The following is a 16,094-nucleotide window of genomic DNA, read 5'->3' on the forward strand; positions in this document are numbered from 1 at the left end:
ATGAAGCTTGGTATCAATCTCCTTTGCCTGACCGATTTCGTCGAGGAGAGGCATCTCGACAATATCGGCCGGTTGCGCGATCTCGGCTATGATGGCGTCGAAGTGCCGGTTCTGTCGGGCAAGGTCAGTCACTACGAACGCCTGGGCCGCGAACTGGACGGGCTCGGCCTTGGCCGATCCACCACATCGATCGTGCCAACGCCTGAGGCAAACCCCGTCAGTTGCGATGCCGAAGTGCGGGCGCGCGGGCTTTCCCATCTCGACTGGGCGCTGGATTGCGCAATAGCGCTTGGTGCTGAAAGCATGGGCGGGCCGTTTCATGCCCCGATCGGCTTCTTTACCGGCAGGGGCGCCAGCGAAGACGAGTTGAAGTATGGGGCAGACGCGCACCATGCGCTGGCGGAGCGGGCGGCGGCCAACGGCATGCATTTGAGCCTCGAGCCGCTCAATCGCTTCGAGACTTATTTTCTCAACACGATGGAGCAGGCGCGTGCCTATGTGGATCGCGTGGCGCATCCTGCCTTCAAGATCATGTACGACACGTTCCATGCCAATGTGGAGGAGCGTCGGCCGGAGGCGGCGATCCGCCTGATTGGCCAGGATATCGGGGTCTTCCATGTCTCCGAGAACGATCGTGGCATTCCCGGGCGGGGGCATATCGAATTTGGCGCGATGTTCACGGTGTTGAAGGAGATCGGCTATGACGGTTGGCTGACGCTTGAGGCATTCGGCGCCGGGCTGCCGGCGATCGCGACGGCGACCCGCGTCTGGCGGCCGCTGTTTCCCGACTTCGATACGCTCTTTTCCGAGAGCGCGACATTCATCCGCAAGACATGGGCTGCTGCATGAACACGAAACACCCCGCTATCGAGATGCGCGGCATCGCCAAGAGTTTCCCCGGTGTCAAGGCGTTGAAAAACGTCAGCTTCTCCGCGCATTGCGGTGAGGTCCATGCGCTGGCGGGAGAAAACGGTGCCGGCAAGTCGACGCTGATGAAGATCCTCTCCGGCATCTATCGGCCGGACGCAGGTGCGGTTGTCGTAAACGGTGAGGAACGGCATTTCACGCATCCGCTTGCGGCGATCCGCGCGGGCATTGCCGTCATCTATCAGGAATTCTCCCTGCTGCCCGAGCGAACCGTCGCACAGAACATCTTCCTCGGCCGCGAGCCGACGCGCCGCGGTCTGATCGACCACAGGGCGATGAACGACGAAGCGCGGCGCGTGCTTGCGCTCTTCGGCTCGGCGCACCGGATCGAGCCGAGCACCGTTGTCGCTGACCTCGACGTCGCCAGCCAGCAACTGGTGGAGATCGCCAAGGCGGTGTCGCTGGAGGCAAAGGTGATCGTGATGGACGAGCCGACGGCAGCGCTGAACGAGGCCGAATGCGAGGTGCTCTACGGTCTCGTCGACACCTTGAAGAAAAGCGGTGTGGCGATCGTCTACATCACCCACCGCATGCCCGAAATCACGCGGCTGGCCAATCGTGTTACCGTGCTCAAGGATGGCGAGGTGGCGGTTCGCTTCGACCATGTGCCTGAGCCCGAGGCGATCGTACGAGCCATGGTGGGCCGCGACCTTGGCGATTTCTATGCGGAACCGGCAGCACCGCAGGAGATCGGCGGCGTCGTGCTCTCAGTCCGCAACGCCGGCAACGAACGGCTGAAAAATGTGTCCTTCGAACTGCGCGCAGGCGAGATCGTCGGTTTTTCGGGCTTGCAAGGGGCAGGGCGCGTCGCGCTCGCGCAGGCGATATTCGGCCTTTCTCCCTTCACCAAGGGTGAGATCACCCTTTCCGGCAAGCCGGCGCGGTTCACCAGTCCGCGCGAGGCGATCAGCGCCGGGGTCGGGTTGCTGCCGGGCGATCGCAAGGCCGAAGCGCTGGTGTTGATGCAATCGGTCGTCGACAACGGCATGCTTACGTCTCGCGCACTCTCCGGCCTTTCCGGCAATGCCAATGCGACGCCTTTCGTTTCGGCGGAAGCGATGGAAAAGCTGCTGCGCGAACTCGACGTGCGCCCCGGCAGCTTTGCCCAGGACATCAAGGCGCTGTCGGGCGGCAACCAGCAGAAAGCCATCGTTGCGCGCTGGCTGGCGCTGGCGCCTCGGCTGTTGATCTTCATCGAGCCGACACGCGGCATCGACGTCAATGCCAAGGCCGGGATCTACCACCTGATGCGCGATCTCGCGCGCAAGGGCACGGCCATCATGATGGTCTCGTCCGATCTCCCGGAGGTTCTCGGCGCATCCGACCGCGTCCTTGTGATGCGGAACGGCGAACTCGTCGCGGCGTTTTCGCGCGGGGCCTCTGAAGCCGATGTGATGTTGGCGGCAACTGGCGAGGAGGCGGTGGCAGCATGAACAAGGCAACTCTCACTCGGCGTCCCGCCTGGCGCATGGAACATTACGCGCCGGCGCTTCTGCTCGGTCTGGCCGTCCTGATCTATGCGGCGATTGCGCTCAGCCTCGGCCTGACACGCTTCCTGACACCGGAGGCGACCGTCTCCATCCTTAACCGGTCCATCGCGCTCGGCATCACCGCCGTTGGACAGACTTTCACCATCCTCGTCGGCTCGATCGACCTGTCGGTGGCCCATCTCATCTCGGCCTCGGCCGTGGTGTCCTCTGCGATCATGAACGGCGACCCGGCGATGATGGTGCCGGCCGTTGCTGCGGTGCTTGTCATGGGGACGGTTGTCGGAACGCTCAACGGGCTCCTGATCACCCGCCTCGATGTCAACCCGCTTATCGCGACGCTCGGCATGGCGCTGATCATTCAGGGCTGTCTTGCCTCCTTTCATGGCCGGTTCGGCGGCTCGGTACCGGATGCGTTCCAGTATTTCGCCTATGGCGAGGTGCTCGGGCTGCCGGTCAGCCTGGTCGTTCTGGCGCTGCTGGTCCTTGGCGCATGGATCGTCCTGCGCTTCACGCGCTTTGGCTCCAACATCTACTCGGTTGGAGGCAACCGCGACACGGCGCGCGCGGCCGGCATCAACACGACGCGGGTCGTCATGGCGAGCCATATCATCTGCAGCCTTTGCGCGGCGCTTGCCGGCCTCTATTTGGCCAGCCGCCTGAAATCCGGTTCGCCCTGGATCGGCACGGAGGGCGCCTATGATCTGGAATCGATCGCCGTCGTCGTCATCGGCGGCACAATCCTCTCCGGCGGCAAGGGTGGGATCTGGGGCACTGTTGCCGGCGTGATCATTTTCTCGCTGATCGATTCCATCTTCAATCTCGCCGGCATTGACGCCTTCGCCAAGCAGGTAATGCGCGGCATCATCATCGTCGCCGCCGTCGCCTTTTACGCAGTCCGTTCAAAGAGGATAGTGGCATGATCCAGGAAACCGTCGGCTCCGCAAAGACGCGCGGCGTGGCAAGCATTGGGCGGCTGCCGAAGATCAATCCCGTCTTCTTCGTGCTGGCAGCCCTTCTCGTCGCCATCACGTTTTCGAACCCGAACTTCATCGAGCCCACGGGCTACATGAATTTTCTGAAGCGAGCCGCTCCTCTTGCAATCCTTGCGGCCGGCCAAATCTACGTCATCGTCTCCGGCGGCTTTGACCTTTCGGCTGGCTCGCTCATCACGCTGACGGTCGTCGGCTCGTCGATGCTGCTCGACAACAGTGCCGATGCGACCTGGTGGGTGATTGCGGTCATGTATGCGGTGGGGTTCGCCGTCGGCGTGGTGAACGGCCTGGTCGTTTCCTATCTGCGGGTGCCGTCATTGATCGCCACGCTCGGCATGATGATCACGCTCAATGGTGCTGCCTTCATGTGGTCGAGCGGATCACCGCGCGGCTACGTGCCGGAGACGTTCCGCTTCTTCGGGCGCGCCAGCCTTCAGGGCATTCCATTGATCCAGTTCCTGCCGGTGGCATTGCTGGTGCTGTTGGTCGTCGGCTTCGTCTTCTTCTGGCTCATGCATCGCACCAATCTCGGGCGCATGCTGCATGCGCTCGGCGACAATCCGCGCGCGGCGCAAATGTCGGGTGTGCCGATCGAGAGGGTGCGCATCATCGCCTTTGTCGCCTCGTCGCTGAGCGCGGTGACGGCCGGCATCCTGCTCGGTGGATTTGCGGGCGTATCAACCGATGTCGGCGTCGGCTACGAGCTGCAGGCGATCACCGCCTGCGTGATCGGCGGAGCGCAGCTTCTCGGCGGCCGCGGCTCCGTGCCCGCCTCGATTGCAGGCGCGCTGACGCTGACCGCCATCTTCACGCTGCTCAACTTCATCGGACTGCCGAAGCCGACGCGCGATGTCGTCCAGGGCTTGATCCTGATCGCCGCAGTCGTGCTTGCAACCTACCGGCGCAACCGCGCCGGCGGGACCTGATTTCGAGGGTCAGAGCGGTTGCGGGCACTTTCCGCATTCCGCTCCAGGCCATCGGGAGGAACTGAAAAATCATGATCAATGGGAGTGAGACATGAAAAAATTGCTGACCGCCGCACTTTCGGCTGCGCTCGTCGCCGGCACGGCGCATAGCCAACAGCTGAACTTCGACGATACTGCCGAGTTCGACAGACAGCGGACGCTGCTGACGGCCAAGGCCAATGGTCCGGAAGGGGAGCCTTGGGAGCAGTACTACGGCGACCAGATGGCCGACACCGCAAAGTACAAGAAGCCAGGTCCCTACACGATCTGCTTTTCAAACGCCGGCGTGAACAATGCGTGGCGGGTAACCGGCTGGACGAACATGCAGGCCGAAGTAAAGCTCCATCCGGAAATCAAGGAGCTCATTCACGTCGATGCCGAAGGGTCCGACGACAAGAAGATCGCCGACATCGACGACCTCATCAACGGCGGCAAATGTTCGGCCCTGATTGTCTCGCCGAATACGACGGCAGCCCTGACGCCTGCAGTCGAGAAGGCTTGTGCCAAGCTGCCGGTGATCGTCTTTGACCGCGGCGTCAACACCAAATGCCCGGTCACCTTCATCCATCCGGTGGGTGGTTACGGCTTCGGTATCCAGGCAGGCGAGTTCGTGGCGGCGACGGCACCCGCGGGCGCCGACGTCCTGATGCTGCGCATCGTACCGGGTGTCGATGTGCTCGAGACCCGCGCGTCCGCGGCCAAGCGCATTTTCAAGGAGACAGGGCTGAACGTCATCGGCGAGGAATTCACCGAGGGCGACAATGCCAAGACCAAGTCGATCGTCGAAGACTACCTGCAACGCGGCAAAATCGACGCGATCTGGATGGACGCTGGTGCCACAGCAGTTGCAGCCCTCGAAGCCTTCGAGGATGCGGGCCTGCCGCCCCCGATCATTACCGGCGAGGACCAGCAGGACTTCCTGGTCAAGTGGAAGTCGGAAGGCTTCAAGGCGATAGCCCCGACCTATCCGACCTACCAATGGCGCACGCCAATCATCGCGGCAGTGAAGGTGCTGCAGGGCGAGGCGGTGCCGGGTCCGGAATGGGTAATGCCGCAGCCGGCGATCACGGCAGAAACGCTCGATCAATATGTCGACGCCAAGATGCCCCCGCTGCATCACGCCATGTGCGGCTGCGAGAAGCTGCCGGACTATCCCGCCGCCTGGGGTGGAAAATAAGCTTGAAGACCGAGCCGCTTGCGGCTCGGTCTCAGTCCCATCAGCTGAGTAGCAAGCCCAGCTTTCTCATCGTCTTGAGCGGCCTTCGGCTGACGGCACGAAGCGTGCAGCCGCTACGGCCGTGTCAACAGCATCGAGATGCCCTGTCCGACGCCGATGCACATGGTGGCGATCGCACGCTTGGCACCCTGCGCTTCGAGCTCCAACGCGGCGGTCAACGCCAGGCGTGCACCGGACATGCCGAGCGGATGGCCGAGCGCGATGGCGCCGCCGTTCGGATTGACACGGGGCGCATCGTCGGCAAGCCCCAGTTGCCGCATGCAGGCGAGCGCCTGCGCTGCAAAGGCCTCGTTCAACTCGACGACATCGATGTCGCCGATGCCGAGACCAAAACGTTCCAGGAGCTTGTGCGTGGAAAAGACCGGTCCGATGCCCATGATGCGTGGGGCAACACCGGCCGTTGCCATGCCGTCGACGCGGGCCAAGGACTGAAGTCCGTAGCGCTCGACCGCGCCGGCTGAGGCGAGAATGAGCGCGGCCGCGCCGTCGTTGACGCCCGATGCGTTGCCCGCGGTTACCGTGCCATTGGCGCGGAACGGCGTCGGCAGGCTCGCAAGCTTTTCGAGCGTCGTCTCGCGCGGATGTTCGTCGTGTTCGACGTGGGTCGTCTCGCCCTTGCGTCCCTTGATCGCGTAGGCGGCGATCTCGCGAGCGAGACGCCCGCTCTTTTGCGCAACTGCCGCGCGCGCCTGGCTGCGCAGTGCAAAGGCGTCCTGATCTTTGCGGGAGATGGAAAATTCGGCGGCGACGTTTTCGGCGGTCTCCGGCATCGAGTCGATGCCGTATCGGTCTTTCATGGCCGTGTTGATGAAGCGCCAGCCGATCGTCGTGTCGTGGATCTCGGTGCTGCGCTGGAACGGGCTTTCGGCCTTCGGCATGACGAAGGGCGCACGCGACATGCTTTCGACGCCGCCGGCGACCACGATTTCGGCCTCTCCCAGCCGGATCGCGCGAGCGGCATAACCGACCGCGTCCAGACCGGAACCGCACAGCCGGTTGATCGTCGTTCCGGCGACCGTCTCCGGTAGCCCGGCGAGCAAGGCGGCCATGCGGGCGACGTTGCGATTGTCCTCACCCGCCTGGTTGGCGCAGCCAAGTACGACCTCGTCGATCGCTTCGGCCGGAATGGACGAAACACGCGCCAGCGCCTCGCGGATCACATGGGCCGCAAGATCGTCCGGGCGGGCGCTCGAGAGTGCCCCGCCGTAGCGGCCGATGGGGGTGCGCACGCCGCCGACGATGTAGGCTTCAGCCATGAGATTTATCCTTTGCTTTGCCCGGCTGCAAACATCGGCCCTCCCTTGTGCGCGGGAAATCCGTAGCCGTTGATCATCACGAGATCGATGTCGTCGGGACGTGCCGCGATGCCTTCGGCGAGCAGCGCCTTGCCTTCGTCGCACATGGCGTTCAGAAGCCGGTTCATGATCTCATCGGATTTAAAGGCGCGCGGCGTGATGCGCTTGGCTGCGCGCGCGGCCTCGATCACCGCCGTGACGTCGGGATCAACGGTGCGCTCACCATCGGGATAGGCGTACCAGCCGCGGCCACTCTTGCGGCCGAGACGGCCGGCCTCGCAGAGCCTGTCGGCAATTTCGACATAGCGTGCGGCAGGATCGCGTGTTGCCGCCTGTCGCTTGCGTCGTGCCCAGGCAATCTCCAGTCCGGCCATGTCGTTGACGGCGAAGATGCCCATCGGAAAGCCATAGGCCTCGAGCGTGGCGTCGATCTCCTGCGGCAGTGCCCCATCTTCCAGCATGAACTCCGCCTCGCGGCGATAGGCCGAGAAAATGCGGTTGCCGATGAAGCCTTCGGTGACCCCGGTTACGACCGGCAGCTTGCCGAGGCGTTTGACGAAGGCAAGCGCCGTCGCCAGGACGTCCGGCGCGGTCTTGGCGCAATCAACGACTTCGACGAGCCGCATCACGTTGGCGGGCGAAAAGAAATGCAGGCCCACCACCCGTGATGGATCGACCGTCGCCGCCGCGATCGCATCGGGGTCGAGATAACTGGTGTTGGTCGCGAGGATGGCGCCCGGTGCGACGATGCCGTCGAGCTTCTGAAACAACTCCGTCTTGACCTGGAGGTCGTCGAACACCGCTTCGATGACGAGGTCAGCTTTCGCGAGCTCAACGGCTTCTGCGGTGGTCTGCAGCCGCGCGAGGCATTCGTCGCGTCCGTCAGCAGTCAATCGTCCAGCCCGCACGGTCTTGTCGAGCGTCTCGGCAATGCGTGCCCGTCCGCCGGCTGCGGCTTCTTCCGTCTGCTCCAAGGCGACCACGCGGTAGCCGGAGATCAAGGCGGAGACCGCGATGCCGGACCCCATCAGCCCGGTGCCGACGACACCGACGATCGCGATCGGCCGAGGCGAAACCTTGTCGAGCCCTTCGACCTTGCCGGCGGCGCGCTCCGCAAAAAACACATGCCTGAGGGCCGCTGACTCGACCGAATCCCGCAGACGCCGGAAAGTCGCGCGTTCCTCAGCCAGTCCTTGCTTCAGGTCGAGTTCACCGGCTGCCTTAACGAGGCGGATTGCCTCGGCGGGGGCAGCCTGGCCGCGGGCCTTTGCCAGAACCTTCGCTTCCACCGCGCCGACGGCTTTGGCGTGCGCAGGCGGGACGGCGATCATGCCGGTCCGACGGAGCGGCTTGCCAGCTTGCTCTTGAACGAAAGCCAGAGCGACAGCGACAGGATCGGCGGCAATGCTGTCGGCAAGCCCAAGCGCCACAGCTTCGGCGGCCTTCACGGCACGACCGGTTCCGATGAGATCGATCGCCATGACCGTGCCGATCAGGCGTGGCAAGCGCTGCGTCCCGCCAGCACCCGGGACAAGCCCGAGCTTTACCTCGGGCAGGCCGAACGACACCTTCTCGCCGGCAATCCGGCCGTGGCAGGCAAGCGCCACTTCGCAGCCGCCGCCAAGGGCGGGGCCGTCGACGGCTGCGGCAACCGGCTTGTCGAAGGTCTCGATGCGCTCGATCACTTCGGGAAGCAGCGGGTCGACCGGCGGCTTGCCAAACTCCCTGATATCCGCGCCGCCGATGAAGGTATTGCCGGCGCCGGTGATGACGAGACCCGCAATCGTCGACCGTTCGGCAACATGGTCAAGCGCCGCCATCAGGCCGGAACGGACATCCGCGGAGAGCGCGTTGACGGGCGCGTTGTCGATGGTAACGAGGAGAACGCCACCTTCAAGTCGGGCGGAAACGCTTTCGGAAAATCGGATCTCGGCCATGCTGCCAAACCTCAATCGGGGACGACGGCCGTTGCCTGGATCTCGATCTTGGCGCGGTCTTCGACGAGCGAGACGACCTGCATCGCAGCCATGGCCGGGAAATGCCGGCCGATGATGTCGCGATAGGCCTGACCGATGCCGCGCAGATTGCCGACATATTCCTGCTTGTCAGTGAAGTACCAGGTCATGGTGGTGATGTGCTGCGGCTCGGCGCCGCCGGCCGCAAGCACTGCGACCACGTTCTTCAGCGTCTGGCGCACCTGCTCGACGAAATCGTCGGTCTCGAACTCGGACTGCGCGTTCCAGCCGATTTGGCCGCCGATGAAGACGGTGCGGCCTTTGGCCGAGACGCCGTTGGCATAGCCGATGGGCTTAGCCCAGCCTTCAGGTTGCAGGATGGTGTGCATCGGTCGTCTCCAGATGTTGTGTCAGCGCGGCGCGGATATCGTCCGGCCAGGCACAAGAAGCGTGATTGTCGAGCGAGGTGGCAACGACCCGCTGTTTTGCTGTCCAGAGCACGGTGCCTCTCGCCGAGACCGTGTGCTCCATGTCGAGCGACGAGCGGCCAATGCCGCGCACCGCCAGCGCGAAATCCAGATCGTCGCCCTGGAAGCCCGGTCGAGAGAAGGTGAGATCGAGGCGCACCGTCGGCACGCCGATCCGCCGCTCGTCGTTCATGGCTTTCCAGGGAAAGCCGAGCGAGGCGAAGAAGTCCTCCGTCACCCCGACAAGAATATTGAGATAGGACGGGAAGTAGGCGATCCCCGAGGGGTCGCAGTCTCCGAACCGCAGTGGTCTCGTGGTCCTGAACATCGATGCCGACCTCAGTTCGCAAAGGCGGCAATGCCGGTGATGGCACGGCCGAGGATCAGCGCATGGATGTCGTGCGTACCCTCATAGGTGTTGACCACTTCCAGATTGACGAGGTGGCGGGCCACCGGAAATTCGTCCGAAATGCCGTTGCCGCCGAGCATGTCGCGCGCAGTTCTGGCGATTTCCAACGCTTTTCCGCAGGAGTTGCGCTTGAGGATCGAGGTCAGTTCGACCGGCGGATTGCCTTCATCCTTCATGCGCCCGAGGCGCAGGCAGCCCTGCAGGCCAAGGGCGATTTCGGTTGCCATGTCCGCAAGCTTCTTCTGGATCAGCTGGTTGGCGGCAAGCGGCCGGCCGAACTGCTTGCGGTCGATCACGTATTGCCGCGCCGTGTCATAGCAGGACTCGGCTGCACCAAGGGCGCCCCAGGCGATGCCGAAGCGCGCGGAGTTGAGGCAGGTGAAGGGGCCCTTCAGTCCTGTCACCTCAGGCAGCATGTTTTCGTCCGGCACGAAGACCCCGTCCATGACGATCTGGCCGGTGATCGATGCCCTTAAGCCCACCTTGCCGTGGATCGCCGGCGCGCTGAGACCCTTCCACCCCTTTTCGAGGATGAAGCCGCGGATGGCGCCATCTGACGTCTTTGCCCAGACGACGAACACGTCGGCTATCGGCGCATTGGAGATCCATGTCTTTGAACCGGACAGCAGATAGCCGCCATCGACCTTGGCGGCCTTGGTGATCATCGATCCGGGATCAGAACCGTGGTCTGGCTCGGTCAGGCCAAAGCAGCCGATCTTTGTGCCGGCAATCAGTCCTGGCAGGTATTTGCGCTTCTGCGCTTCACTGCCGAAGGTATGGATCGGCACGATGACAAGCGAAGACTGCACGCTCATCATCGAGCGGTAGCCGCTGTCGATGCGTTCGACCTCACGGGCGATCAGGCCGTAGGAAACGTAGTTGAGGCCGGCGCCACCGTATTCCTCCGACACCATCGGACCGAGCAGGCCAAGTTCGCCCATCTCGGCGAAGATCGACGGATCGGTTTTCTCGTGGCGGAATGCCTCCTGGACGCGCGGAGCCAGCCGGTCTTCTGCATAGCGCTCAGCGGTCTGGCGCACCATGCGTTCTTCTTCGCTCAACTGCTGATCCAGGTTGAACGGGTCCTGCCAGTCGAATGACGCCTTCGAACCATGCATGTTCGACACCCCTTGTTATCGTCCCGTGCCCTTCATCAGCTCGCGACCGATGATGAGCTTTTGAACCTCGGTTGCGCCCTCGTAGATTCTGAGCGCGCGGATCTCGCGATAGAGCCGCTCGGTGATCTCGCCGACGCGCACGCCGCGGCCGCCAAAGAGCTGCAGCGCCTGGTCGATGACCCATTGCGCGTTCTCGGTCGCGGTCATCTTGGCCATCGCCGCTTCGCGCGTCGTTGGTCGTTTCTGCACGTCGCGTTGCCACGCCGTGCGGCCGGTCAGAAGGGCTGCCGCGTCGATAGCGGTCGCCATCTCGCCAAGCGTGCTTTGCGCCGTCGGCAGATCGCCAAGGGTCGCGCCGAACATCCTGCGGCTCTTCGCGTGGGCCACCGCCTCGTCAAGCGCGCGCCGGGCAAATCCGATCGCGGCGGCTGCCACGGACGGGCGGAAAATGTCGAGGGTGCGCATGGCGATCTTGAAGCCTTCGCCAGACGCGCCCAGAAGTTGCGACGCCGGGATGCGGCAATTGTCGAAACGAAGGCGGGCGAGCGGATGCGGCGCAATCGTCTCGATGCGCTCGGGGATGGTAAAGCCCGGCGTATCGGCGAAGACCACGAAGGCGGAAATGCCGCGCGTACCCGGCGCCTCGCCTGTGCGGGCAAAGACGGTATAGACGTCGGCGATGCCGCCGTTCGAGATCCAGGTCTTTTCACCGTCGAGTACGAAATGATCGCCATCCCGGCGCGCAGCGCACGCCATCGCCGCGACATCCGAGCCGGCCTCGGGTTCGGAAAGCGCAAAGGCGGAGATCCATTCGCCGCGGGCGACCTTGGACAGGACGGCGTGTTTCAACGCCTCGGAGCCGGACAGGCTGATCGCACCCGTCCCGAGGCCCTGCATGGCGAAGGCAAAGTCGGCAAGCCCGTCTGTGTAGGCGAGCGTTTCGCGGATGAGGCAGAGCGACCGGCTGTCGATCTCGTCGCTAGCACCGCCGAACGCCTTTGGCACGCAATGGCGAAGCACGCCTGCAGTACCGAGTGCCGCGACCAGCTGCTTGCAGGCGGCATCGACATCAGCGTGATCGATCTCGCCGAGGCCGCCACGAGCCACGAAGGCGTCGAGTTCCGCAGCGAGCGCACGGTGACTGTCATCGTAGAACGGCCAGTCGAGATGATCGCGGGAAGGTGGGCGCAAGGTCGTGCCATGGGAACTCATGCTCAGTTCCCCTTGAATTCAGGCTTCGCCTTGGCGGCAAAGGCCTCGAAGGCGCGGCGGAAGTCGCCGGTCGCCATGCAGATCGCTTGCGCCTGGGCTTCCGATTCGATCAGTTGGTCGATACCCATCGCCCATTCCTGGTCGAGCATCTTCTTGGTCATCGCATGGGCAAACCAGGGGCCGTCGGCGATACTGCGTGCAAATTTCTGGGCTTCGGCAAGCAGCGATGGACGCTCGTGCAGAGCATTGTAGAAGCCCCAGGCGTGGCCTTCCGTCGCGGTCATGACGCGGCCGGTGAAGAGCAGTTCGGCGGCGCGGCCCTGGCCGATGATGCGGGGAAGAATGCCGCAAGCGCCCATGTCGGCGCCGGCCAGCCCGACGCGGGTAAAGAGAAAGGCCGTCTTCGCCTCGAGCGTTGCCACACGGAAGTCCGAGGCCATGGCCAGAATGGCGCCGGCGCCGGCGCAGATGCCGTCGACGGCTGCTATGACCGGCTGCGGGCAGGCGCGGATCTGGCGGACCAGTTCGCCGGTCATGCGGGTAAAATCCAGCAGATCGGGCATCGCCATACGCGTCAGCGGCTCGATGATCTCGAACACGTCGCCACCGGATGAAAAGTTGTCACCGGCGCCGGCCAGCACGACCGCGCGCACGTCGCTGGCGCGGGCAAGCGAGCGGAAAAGATCGCAAAGTTCCTCGTAGCTTTCGAAGGTCAGCGGGTTCTTCTTTTCCGGACGGTTGAGGGTGATCGTGGCGACGCGTCCGTCAGCATCCGTTTCGAACAGGAAGTGCTTGGCCTTGTGGTCTTTGAAGGCGCGCTTCTTGGCCTGCATCGGGTTTGTCATCTCTATCCTCCAAGAACTTCGCCGCCGGCGACAGCGATCGCCTGACCAGTGATTGCCGTCGCCTTTTCCGAGACGAGCCACGAGACCGTGTGGGCGACTTCTTCCGGCGTCACCAGGCGTCCCTGCGGGTTGGAGCGAGCAAGGCTGGCGCGCGCTTCCTCGCGCGAACGGCCGGTCTTTTCGCTGATCGTATCGAGCGCGCCGTCGATCAGCGGCGTGTCGGTGAAGCCGGGGCAGACGGCATTGACGGTGACGTCGGTGCGCGCAAGCTCAAGCGCCAGTGCCCTCGTCAAGCCGATGACGCCGTGCTTCGACGCGCAATAGGCCGAAACATAAGCATAGCCGGTCAGGCCCGCGGTGCTCGCTACGTTGACGATCCGGCCGTTGCCGGCCCGCCGCACGGAGGCAAGCGCTGCCTGCGTCACCAGATAGACGCCGGTGAGGTTGATGGAAAGCACCCGCTGCCAAAGCGCGAAGTCGGTCTTTTCGAACGGCGCCGAGGGCGCTTCGCCGGCGCAGTTGACGAGAACGGCAATCTCTCCGGCTTCAGCGATCGCAGCCGTGATACCTTGCTCGACGGCCTGCGGGTTGGTCACATCGAAGCCGTCACGGACAAAGGCCTGTCCGCCGGCAGCAAGGATGTCGCCCCGTACCGCTTCAAGCGGTGCTGCGCGCCGACCGGCGAGGCTGACGATGTGGCCGTCGGCGGCGAGCCTAAGGGCAATCGCCTTGCCGATACCGCTGCCGGCGCCTGTGACGAGGGCGTGCCTTGTCATGGCTTGCCTGCCGTCGTTGCGGCGCGCGCCAGGTTGTTCACGTACTGGGCCCGAGCCGAATGGTACTGTTTCGGCCAGGGCTCGCCGTCATAGCCAATCTTTGCCGCCTCGTGCATCACGAAGGACGGATCGGCCAGATGCGGGCGGGCAATCGCGCAGAGATCGGCTCGACCGGCTGCGATGATCGAATTGGCGTGGTCGGCCTCGGAAATCGCCCCGACCGCAATGGTCGGAACCTGGATCTCGTTGCGGATCTTATCGGAAAATGGCGTCTGGAACAGGCGACCATAGACCGGTTTTTCTTCTTTCACCACCTGGCCGGACGAGCAGTCGATCATGTCGGCGCCCGCCTCCTTGAACAGGCGGGCGAAAATTGCCGCGTCCTCGGGCGTGTTGCCGCCCTCATGCCAGTCATGGGTCGAGAGGCGAACCGACATCGGCCGGTCCTCGGGCCAGACTTTACGCACTGCGTGGAACACTTCGAGCGGGAAGCGGGCGCGGGCGGCGTGATCGCCGCCATAGTCGTCGGTGCGCAGATTGGTAAGCGGCGACAGGAAGCTCGACAGCAGGTAGCCGTGCGCGACGTGCAGTTCGAGGATATCGAAACCGAGGTCACGGGCCCGTTCGGTGGCCCGCACGAAATCGGTGACGACCCGGTCCATATCCTCCCGCGTCATTTCGCGCGGCATGTCCGAATGCTTGAGGTAGGGCAGGGCGGACGCGGAAATGAGTGGCCAGCCGCCTTCGGCCAAGGGCTGATCGATCCCCTCCCAGGCGACCTTTGTCGCGCCCTTGCGACCGGCATGGCCGAGCTGGATGCCGATCTTGGCGGGGGTCTGCTGGTGTACGAAATCGACGATGCGCTTGAAGGCCTGGGCCTGCTCGTCGCTCCAGAGCCCCAGACATCCGGGCGTGATGCGGGCATCGGCCGACACACAGGTCATTTCCGGGAAGACGAGCGCCGCACCGCCCATCGCGCGCGCGCCGAGATGAACGAGATGAAAATCGTTCGGCACGCCGTCGGCTGCCGAATACATCGCCATCGGCGAAACCACGATGCGGTTCTTCAGCGTCAGGCCGCGGAGCTTGAACGGCGTAAACATCGGCGGCGGAACCGCCCCGTTCGCCGCCGGCGCCACACCGGCGCGTTCGGCAAACCAGCGCTCGAAGCCTTCGAGCCAGTCCTTGTCGCGCAGGCGAAGGTTCTCGTGGCTGATGCGCTGCGAGCGGGTCAGCATCGAATACATGAACTGTTCGGGCTCCAGCGTGTCGGCATAGCGCGTGCCGACCACTTCGAACCATTCCATCGCATTGCGGGCCGCATTCTGGATGCGGGCGACATCGACGCGGCGCACCTCTTCGTAAGCCGACAGCACGGCGGGAATGTTTGCCTTGTCGTGGCCCAGAATATCGAACTGGCGGGTGAGCTCGATCGCGTCATCGATCGCAAGCTTGGTGCCCGAGCCGATGGCGAAATGGGCCGTGTGGGCGCTGTCGCCCATCAACACGACATGGCTGTGGCCGTTGAAATGGCTCCACTTTTCGCAGATCAGCCGGCCGAAGTTCAGCCAGGCGGAGCCGCGCAAGTGCCGCGCATTGGTCATCAGCTTGTGGCCGTCGAGCGTGCCTTCAAAGAGCTTTTCGCAGAACGCGATCGACTGGTCCTGGTCCATCTGGTCGAGGCCATGGGCGCGGAAGACGTCGTCGGTGGTCTCAACGATGAAGGTCGAGGTGTTCTCGTCGAAGCGGTAGATATGCGCCTGGAACCAGCCATGCTCGGTGCGCTGGAAGTCGAAGGTGAAGGCGTCGAACTTCTTGTCCGTGCCGAGCCAGACATAGCGGTTCGGCCGGATCACCATGTCCGGCTTGAAGATGTCGGCGTATTTGTTGCGGATCCTTGAGTTGACGCCGTCGGAGGCGATGATCAGATCGGCGTCGGCGAACTGCTCGTCGCTTTCCACGTCCTGCTCAAACAGCAGTTCGACGCCGAGTTCGAGGCAGCGTTCCTGGAGGATGTTGAGCATCTTCTTGCGGCCGATGCCAACGAAGCCGTGGCCGGTCGTGCGGATCTTGCGGCCCTTGAAGACCAGCTCGATGTCGTCCCAATGGTTGAAGGAAACCTCGATCGCCTCGGCGGTCTCCGGGTCCCATTGCCGCATCGACTGCATGGTCGCGTCCGAAAAGACGACGCCCCAGCCGAATGTGTCAAAGGGGCGGTTCCGTTCGACGACGGTGACGTGATGCTCCGGATGCTGCCGCTTCATCAGCAGCGCAAAATAAAGGCCGGCAGGCCCGCCACCGATACAGACGATCCGCATGTCGTTCTCTCCTCCCGAGTTCCGGCTGCGCGTCACCGTCGAGCTGGCACAAGTGGCCATGCTGGACTGTTGCAAGCAGGGTGGACTC

General features: G+C 63.8%; 14 protein-coding genes. 5 read left to right on the forward strand and 9 right to left on the reverse strand.

Features of this window, described 5'->3' with window-relative positions:
- From ASE71_RS28760 to ASE71_RS28780, 5 genes are all read left to right on the forward strand, one after another.
- On the forward strand, positions 1-849 hold the full coding sequence (locus tag ASE71_RS28760) for a sugar phosphate isomerase/epimerase family protein (RefSeq protein WP_060518036.1): 849 nt from the start codon (positions 1-3) through the stop codon (positions 847-849).
- Positions 846-2,360: a sugar ABC transporter ATP-binding protein gene (locus ASE71_RS28765; RefSeq protein ID WP_060518033.1), complete on the forward strand. Its 1,515-nt coding sequence runs from the start codon at positions 846-848 to the stop codon at positions 2,358-2,360. The genes ASE71_RS28760 and ASE71_RS28765 overlap by 4 nt, the downstream gene beginning before the upstream one ends.
- Positions 2,357-3,337, forward strand: coding sequence for an ABC transporter permease (locus ASE71_RS28770; RefSeq protein WP_082566303.1), 981 nt, complete (start codon positions 2,357-2,359; stop codon positions 3,335-3,337). Before ASE71_RS28765 ends, ASE71_RS28770 begins: the two co-directional genes overlap by 4 nt.
- Positions 3,334-4,335, forward strand: a complete 1,002-nt coding sequence (locus ASE71_RS28775; RefSeq protein WP_060518031.1) for an ABC transporter permease — start codon at positions 3,334-3,336, stop codon at positions 4,333-4,335. Before ASE71_RS28770 ends, ASE71_RS28775 begins: the two co-directional genes overlap by 4 nt.
- 91 nt (positions 4,336-4,426) lie before the next feature.
- Positions 4,427-5,551 (forward strand): substrate-binding domain-containing protein, encoded by a 1,125-nt coding sequence (locus ASE71_RS28780; protein ID WP_060518029.1) that lies wholly within the window; start codon positions 4,427-4,429, stop codon positions 5,549-5,551.
- 113 nt (positions 5,552-5,664) lie between these two features.
- Here the strand turns inward: ASE71_RS28780 and pcaF are convergent, their stop codons facing one another.
- The 9 genes from pcaF to ASE71_RS28825 are packed head-to-tail and all read right to left on the reverse strand — an operon-like array spanning position 5,665 to position 16,006.
- A complete protein-coding gene (gene pcaF, locus ASE71_RS28785; RefSeq protein ID WP_060518027.1) occupies positions 5,665-6,867 on the reverse strand; it encodes a 3-oxoadipyl-CoA thiolase in 1,203 nt (400 codons plus the stop codon).
- 5 nt (positions 6,868-6,872) lie between these two features.
- Entirely contained in the window at positions 6,873-8,843 is a 1,971-nt protein-coding gene (locus ASE71_RS28790) for a 3-hydroxyacyl-CoA dehydrogenase NAD-binding domain-containing protein (protein WP_060518025.1), read from the reverse strand.
- Positions 8,844-8,854: 11 nt separating this feature from the next.
- Positions 8,855-9,250 carry a RidA family protein gene (locus tag ASE71_RS28795; RefSeq protein WP_034796252.1) on the reverse strand — a complete coding sequence of 132 codons (396 nt, stop codon included), beginning with the start codon at positions 9,248-9,250 and terminating at the stop codon, positions 8,855-8,857.
- Complete coding sequence (locus tag ASE71_RS28800; RefSeq protein WP_060518023.1) at positions 9,228-9,656, reverse strand: acyl-CoA thioesterase; 429 nt, start codon at positions 9,654-9,656, stop codon at positions 9,228-9,230. Before ASE71_RS28800 ends, ASE71_RS28795 begins: the two co-directional genes overlap by 23 nt.
- A gap of 11 nt (positions 9,657-9,667) precedes the next feature.
- The gene (locus tag ASE71_RS28805; protein ID WP_060518021.1) at positions 9,668-10,855 is read right to left on the reverse strand and encodes an acyl-CoA dehydrogenase; all 1,188 of its coding nucleotides are present in this window, start codon (positions 10,853-10,855) and stop codon (positions 9,668-9,670) included.
- 15 nt (positions 10,856-10,870) lie between these two features.
- Positions 10,871-12,067 carry an acyl-CoA dehydrogenase family protein gene (locus ASE71_RS28810; protein ID WP_034796257.1) on the reverse strand — a complete coding sequence of 399 codons (1,197 nt, stop codon included), beginning with the start codon at positions 12,065-12,067 and terminating at the stop codon, positions 10,871-10,873.
- A gap of 2 nt (positions 12,068-12,069) precedes the next feature.
- A complete protein-coding gene (locus tag ASE71_RS28815; protein ID WP_060518019.1) occupies positions 12,070-12,912 on the reverse strand; it encodes an enoyl-CoA hydratase family protein in 843 nt (280 codons plus the stop codon).
- 2 nt (positions 12,913-12,914) lie between these two features.
- Entirely contained in the window at positions 12,915-13,688 is a 774-nt protein-coding gene (locus ASE71_RS28820; protein ID WP_034796262.1) for an SDR family NAD(P)-dependent oxidoreductase, read from the reverse strand.
- Complete coding sequence (locus ASE71_RS28825) at positions 13,685-16,006, reverse strand: bifunctional salicylyl-CoA 5-hydroxylase/oxidoreductase (RefSeq protein ID WP_060518017.1); 2,322 nt, start codon at positions 16,004-16,006, stop codon at positions 13,685-13,687. The genes ASE71_RS28820 and ASE71_RS28825 overlap by 4 nt, the downstream gene beginning before the upstream one ends.
- Positions 16,007-16,094 lie beyond the last annotated feature (88 nt).

The sequence above is a fragment of the Ensifer sp. Root954 genome, assembly GCF_001429005.1.
Taxonomy (GTDB): domain Bacteria; phylum Pseudomonadota; class Alphaproteobacteria; order Rhizobiales; family Rhizobiaceae; genus Ensifer; species Ensifer adhaerens.